Source organism: Clostridium sp. (assembly GCF_051656525.1).
In the GTDB taxonomy this organism is placed as follows: Bacteria; Bacillota; Clostridia; order Clostridiales; family Clostridiaceae; genus Clostridium.
Map to the genome: position 1 here is coordinate 1 of NZ_JBOGCC010000222.1, position 6,061 is coordinate 6,061.

General features: G+C 32.5%; 6 protein-coding genes. 5 read left to right on the forward strand and 1 reads right to left on the reverse strand.

The features are described from left to right. From ACRDDY_RS10910 to ACRDDY_RS10920, 3 genes are all read left to right on the forward strand, one after another. Window positions 1–609: electron transfer flavoprotein subunit beta/FixA family protein (locus ACRDDY_RS10910; protein WP_438564980.1), on the forward strand; the 609-nt coding region annotated here is incomplete at its 5' end. A gap of 23 nt (window positions 610–632) precedes the next feature. Next, window positions 633–1,640, forward strand: a complete 1,008-nt coding sequence (locus ACRDDY_RS10915) for an electron transfer flavoprotein subunit alpha/FixB family protein (RefSeq protein WP_438564981.1) — start codon at window positions 633–635, stop codon at window positions 1,638–1,640. A 312-nt stretch (window positions 1,641–1,952) separates the two neighbouring features. Next, the gene (locus ACRDDY_RS10920; RefSeq protein ID WP_438564982.1) at window positions 1,953–2,795 is read left to right on the forward strand and encodes a 3-hydroxybutyryl-CoA dehydrogenase; all 843 of its coding nucleotides are present in this window, start codon (window positions 1,953–1,955) and stop codon (window positions 2,793–2,795) included. Between the two features lie 339 nt (window positions 2,796–3,134). Here the strand turns inward: ACRDDY_RS10920 and ACRDDY_RS10925 are convergent, their stop codons facing one another. Next, window positions 3,135–3,593 carry a hypothetical protein gene (locus tag ACRDDY_RS10925; protein WP_438564983.1) on the reverse strand — a complete coding sequence of 153 codons (459 nt, stop codon included), beginning with the start codon at window positions 3,591–3,593 and terminating at the stop codon, window positions 3,135–3,137. Window positions 3,594–3,796: 203 nt separating this feature from the next. Between ACRDDY_RS10925 and ACRDDY_RS10930 the strand changes: the two genes are divergently transcribed. Together ACRDDY_RS10930 and gltA are read left to right on the forward strand one after the other, a co-directional pair. Continuing rightward, a complete protein-coding gene (locus ACRDDY_RS10930; RefSeq protein WP_438564984.1) occupies window positions 3,797–4,687 on the forward strand; it encodes a sulfide/dihydroorotate dehydrogenase-like FAD/NAD-binding protein in 891 nt (296 codons plus the stop codon). Window position 4,688: 1 nt separating this feature from the next. Then, the coding region (gene gltA, locus ACRDDY_RS10935; RefSeq protein WP_438564985.1) for an NADPH-dependent glutamate synthase at window positions 4,689–6,061 on the forward strand (1,373 nt) is incomplete at its 3' end.

The window sequence follows — 6,061 nt, forward strand, 5'->3', positions numbered from 1 at the left end:
GTTATAAGTATGGGACCTCCACAAGCTAAAGAAGCTTTAAGAGAAGCTTTATGTATGGGAGCTGATGATGCAGTTCTTATTACAGATAGAGCATTTGCAGGAGCTGATACATTAGCAACTTCAAACGCTTTAGCAGGAGTTATTAGAAAATTAGATTATGATATCGTATTTGCAGGAAGACAAGCGATTGATGGAGATACTGCACAAGTAGGACCAGAAATTGCAGAACACTTAAATATTCCTCAAGTAACTTACGTTCAAGACGTTAAAGTTTTAGAAGATGGATTATTAGTAAATAGAGCATTAGAAGATGGACACGAAATGATAAAAGTTCAAACTCCATGTCTTTTAACTGCTATTGAAGAGTTAAATAAACCAAGATATATGAACGTTGGTTTAATCTTCGATACTAAGGACAAAGAAATCACTATTTGGTCAGCAGATGACATAGATGTAGATAAATCAGTTCTTGGATTAAAAGGATCACCTACTAAGGTTAAGAAATCAATGACTAAAGAAGCTAAAGGTGCTGGAGAATTAGTTAAAGAAGGTCCAAAAGACGCAGCAGCTTATGTAGTTTCAAAATTAAAAGAAAAACACTACATCTAATAGGAATAGGGAGGTAACTTGAAATGAATTTAGCAGATTTTAAAGGTGTATGGGTATTCGCTGAACAAAGAGGCGGAGAACTACAGAAGGTATCATTAGAATTATTAGGCGAAGGAAGAAAAATTGCTGATAAATTAGGCGTAGAATTAACAGCTCTATTATTAGGGCATAATATAGAAGATTTAGCAAACACTTTAGGTGAGCATGGAGCTGATAATGTATTAGTTTGTGATCATGAAGAATTAGCTAACTATACTACTGATGGTTATACAAAAGTAATTTGTGATTTAGCAAATGAAAGAAAGCCAGGAATAATATTTGTAGGAGCAACTTTCATAGGAAGAGACTTAGGTCCAAGAGTTGCAGCTAGATTAACTACAGGACTTACAGCTGACTGCACTCAATTAGATGTAGTTCCAGAAGAAAATGGAGCATTACTTGCTACAAGACCAGCTTTTGGTGGAAACTTAATGGCAACAATTGCTTGTCCTGACCACAGACCACAAATGGCTACTGTAAGACCTGGGGTATTCGCTAAAGTTTCTGAGAAAAAAGAAAACTTTAATGTAGAAAAAATTGAGGTTGCTTTAACTTCTGAAGATATCAGAACTAAAGTACTTGAAGTTGTTAAAGATACTAAAGAGGTTGTTGACATTGGAGAAGCTAAAGTTTTAGTTGCTGGTGGAAGAGGACTTGGATCTAAAGAAAACTTTGACAAATTAACTGAACTTGCTGAAACTTTAGGTGGAGTAGTTGCTGCATCAAGAGGAGCTATTGATAAAGGATGGATAGAAAGAGATTACCAAGTTGGGCAAACTGGTAAAACTGTAAGACCAAACATCTATATTGCATGTGGTATTTCAGGTGCTATTCAACATACAGCAGGTATGCAAGATTCTGATATGATTATAGCAATCAATAAAGATGAAACTGCACCAATTATGAAGTTAGCAGATTATGCTATCGTTGGTGATGTAAACAAAGTATTACCTGAGTTAGTTGCACAATTTAAATCAGTAATTGAAAACTAATTAGAAAAGATAGGGAGACGGGGCTTAGCCCCTATACCTTATAAAATACCTACCATTTAAATAAAAAGACTTACTTTAATTTCTAAAAGTGTACATTTTAAGGTTATAATAATTTTGTTTTAAATTTTGGACAGTACAGTTAAATAGAAGAAGTAAGTTAGGAGTTAGGGAGGGAGAGACCTCTCTAATATCCTAAAAATAAATTATGTATTTTAAGGTGAGAAAGGTTTCACTTTAAAGTTTCGGACTACATTTCACAAAATTGTTAAGTCGCATTAAAAAATTAGTTAATTAAATAGGAGGCCTATTATTATGAAAAAAATATTTGTATTAGGTGCAGGAACTATGGGAGCTGGTATTGTTCAAGCTTTCGCACAAAAAGGTTATGAAGTTATCGTTAGAGATATTAAAGATGAATTCGTTCAAAGAGGAATCGCTGGTATAGACAAAGGTCTTACTAGATTAGTTTCTAAAGGAAAAATGACTGAAGAAGTTAAAGAAGAAATCTTATCAAGAATTTCAGGAACAACAGACATGAATATGGCTGCTGACTGTGATTTAGTAGTGGAAGCTGCTATAGAAAACATGAAAATTAAAAAAGAGATATTTGCTGAGTTAGATAAAATATGTAAACCAGAAACTATCTTAGCTTCAAATACATCATCATTATCAATAACAGAAGTTGCATCTGCAACAGGAAGAGCAGACAAAGTTATAGGAATGCATTTCTTTAATCCAGCTCCAGTAATGAAATTAGTTGAAATTATTAGAGGAATGACAACAAGTGACGAAACTTTTAATGCAGTTAAAGAATTATCAATAGCAATAGGAAAAGAGCCAGTAGAAGTAGCTGAAGCTCCAGGATTTGTTGTAAATAGAATTTTAATTCCAATGATAAATGAAGCATCATTTATATTACAAGAGGGAATAGCAACTGTTGAAGATATAGATGCAGCGATGAAGTATGGTGCTGGGCATCCAATGGGACCTTTAGCATTAGGAGATTTAATAGGATTAGACATATGCTTAGCTATAATGGATGTATTATACTCAGAAACAGGAGATACTAAGTATAGAGCTTCAAACATATTAAGAAAATATGTTAGAGCTGGATGGCTTGGAAGAAAATCTGGAAGAGGATTCTACGCTTATTAGTTAAGAATTAAGAATTGTTGAGAAAACTCGCTTAGGCGAGTTTTTTTTATTTGCAATTAATTTTTTCTTCTAAATCTTTAACTCTAGATTCAAGTTCCTTAATTTTTTTATATTTAGACGTAGGTATAAGTAATATAAAAATTACTGCAATTCAAGTTATATACGGAAGCACATCTATTATTAAATCCACACAAATAACCTCCTTAAAAATTTTTAATACTCCAAATTTATTATATCATAAATGTAAAAATATGTAATTTAATGTATGGAAATAAAAGTTGTCTTTAGACAACTTTTGAGCCCCCAAGAGTTGCTTGCAACTCTCACTAATTTTAAATTCTAATCATAAATCATCTCCGGTGGTTTTCTCTTTTTAACATATCTTTTTCCATGAGGTTTTCTATTTTTAAATTTTGTTATTAATATTTTTATTCCTATCCATGCAAGTCTTAGTAGTATGTATATAAAGAATAAGTAAATAAATCCATACAATCCCCAAAAGACATCTCCAAACTCAGCCTGTCCTTGTCCTGTTAGTTTTTGTTGTATTTCTATTGCTATAGTTATGAAGATTAGGACTGTAAATGTGTAGATGAATGATACTGCTGTAATTGAGTATTTAGAAACTATTTTGAATAAGAAGTGTGAAAAAGCAAATATAGTTCCTCCAAGTAATCCAATGAAAATAAAGTGTAGTTGTTTATCAGAAAATCCATAGCCTCCTGGTCCTAGGATTTCTACTGCTTTATGATGAATGATATTCATCATATCAACTAAAATTTTTAAAAATTCTATCATATAATTCTCCCCTTTAATCCTTATATGTAATATTTTAACATAGTTTGTAGAAAAAGAGATTAAAATAAGCAATATAATTAAATAAAAATTTTATAGTGTTTATCTATAAAATTAAATTTCCAAATATTGAATAATAATATTATAAAATGGTATAATTTATAAAAATAGTAAAAATATTTTTTGGATAAAAGGGGGATTTTAGAATGTTTAAGATTGTGAAGAAGGAAGTCTTAGCAGAGAATTTATTTTTAATGGATATAGAGGCAAAAAGGGTGTCTAAATCTGCAAAGCCAGGGCAATTTATTATTGTAAAAACTGATGAGAAAGGTGAAAGAATTCCTTTAACAATAGCTGACTACAATAAGGAAGAAGGAACTGTTTCAATAGTTTTTCAAATTGTAGGAGAAGGCTCAAAGGAGCTATCAGAACTTAATGTAGGCGATTATGTTTCTGATTTTGTAGGACCACTTGGAATGGAAAGTGAGTTTGTTAATGAAGGTTTAGAGGATTTAAGAAATCAAAATATTCTTTTTGTTGCAGGAGGAGTTGGAGCTGCCCCTGTATATCCTCAGGTTAAATGGATGAAGGAAAATGGAATAGATGTTGATGTAATTGTAGGAACTAGAACAAAGGATCTTTTAATTTTAGAAGATGAAATGAAAGCTGTAGCTAAAAATTATTATGTGGCTACTGATGATGGTTCTTATGGATTTAATGGAAGAGTTACTGATCTTTTAAATCATTTAGTTAATGAAGAAGGAAAGAAGTATGATCATGCAATAGTTATAGGACCAATGATTATGATGAAGTTTATGTGTCTTTTAACTAAGGAGCTTAATATAAAAACAACTGTAAGTTTAAATCCTATTATGGTTGATGGAACTGGAATGTGTGGTGCATGTAGAGTTACTGTTGGTGATAAGGTTAAATTTGCTTGTGTTGATGGACCAGAGTTCGATGGTCATTTAGTTGATTTTGATCAGGCTATGAGAAGACAAAATATTTATAAGACTGAAGAAGGAAGAGCATTCCTTAAAAAGACTGAAGGAAATACTCATCATGGTGGATGTGGAAATTGTGGAGGTGATAAATAGTATGGATATGAAAGATAGATTAGTGAGAGTTCCTGTAAAAGAACAAGAGGCAAAGGTTAGAGCTACAAATTTTAAGGAAGTTTGTATAGGGTATGATGAAAATGATGCTATAAAAGAGGCTAACAGATGTTTAAACTGTAAAAATGCTAGATGTATTCAAAAATGTCCTGTAAATATTAATATCCCTGCATTTATAGAAAAAGTTAAAACAGGTGATTTTGAAGAAGCAGCAAAAGTAATTGCAAAAGATTCAGCACTTCCAGCAGTATGTGGAAGAGTATGTCCACAAGAAACTCAATGTGAAGGAAACTGTGTTTTAGGAATAAAAGGAGAGCCTGTATCTATTGGAAAGCTTGAAAGATTTGTTGCAGACTTTGCTAGAGAAAATAATGTAGATCTTTCAGAAAAGGCAGAGGAAAATGGAAAGAAGGTTGCAGTTATAGGAAGTGGACCTGCTGGTCTGACTTGTGCAGGAGACTTAGCAAGGCTTGGATATGATGTAACTATATTTGAAGCACTTCATGAACCAGGAGGAGTACTAGTTTATGGAATTCCAGAGTTTAGACTTCCAAAGGAAACTGTAGTAAAAGGCGAAATTGAAAATGTTAAGAAGCTTGGAGTTAAAATAGAAACTAATGTAGTTGTAGGAAGAACTGTAACTATAGAAGAACTTATGGAAGAGGAAGGATTTAAAGCTGTATTTATAGGTTCAGGTGCAGGACTTCCAAAGTTTATGGGAATAAAGGGTGAGAGTGCTAATGGAGTATTTTCAGCAAATGAAATTTTAACTAGAAATAATTTAATGAAAGCATTTGAAGAAGGATATAAAACCCCAGTTAAAATAGGAAAAAAAGTAGCTGTAATTGGTGGTGGAAATGTTGCAATGGATGCGGCAAGAACAGCACTAAGATTAGGAGCAGAAACTCATATAGTATATAGAAGAAGTATGTCAGAACTTCCAGCAAGAGAAGAAGAAATTCATCATGCAAAAGAAGAGGGAATAATCTTTGATATATTAACAAATCCAACAGAAATATTAAGTGATGAAAATGGATTTGTAACAGGAATGAAATGTGTGAAAATGGAACTTGGTGAGCCAGATGCATCAGGAAGAAGAAGACCTGTAGAAGTAGAAAATTCAGAATTTACATTAGATGTAGATACAGTAATAATGTCACTTGGAACATCACCAAATCCCTTAATAACATCAACAACAAAAGGATTAGAGCAAAACAAATGGGGCTGTATTGTAACTAAAGAACTTGGAGAAACATCAAAAAAAGGTGTATTTGCAGGAGGAGATGCAGTAACAGGAGCAGCAACAGTAATACTAGCAATGGGAGCTGGAAAAGAAGCTGCTAGAGGGATAGATGA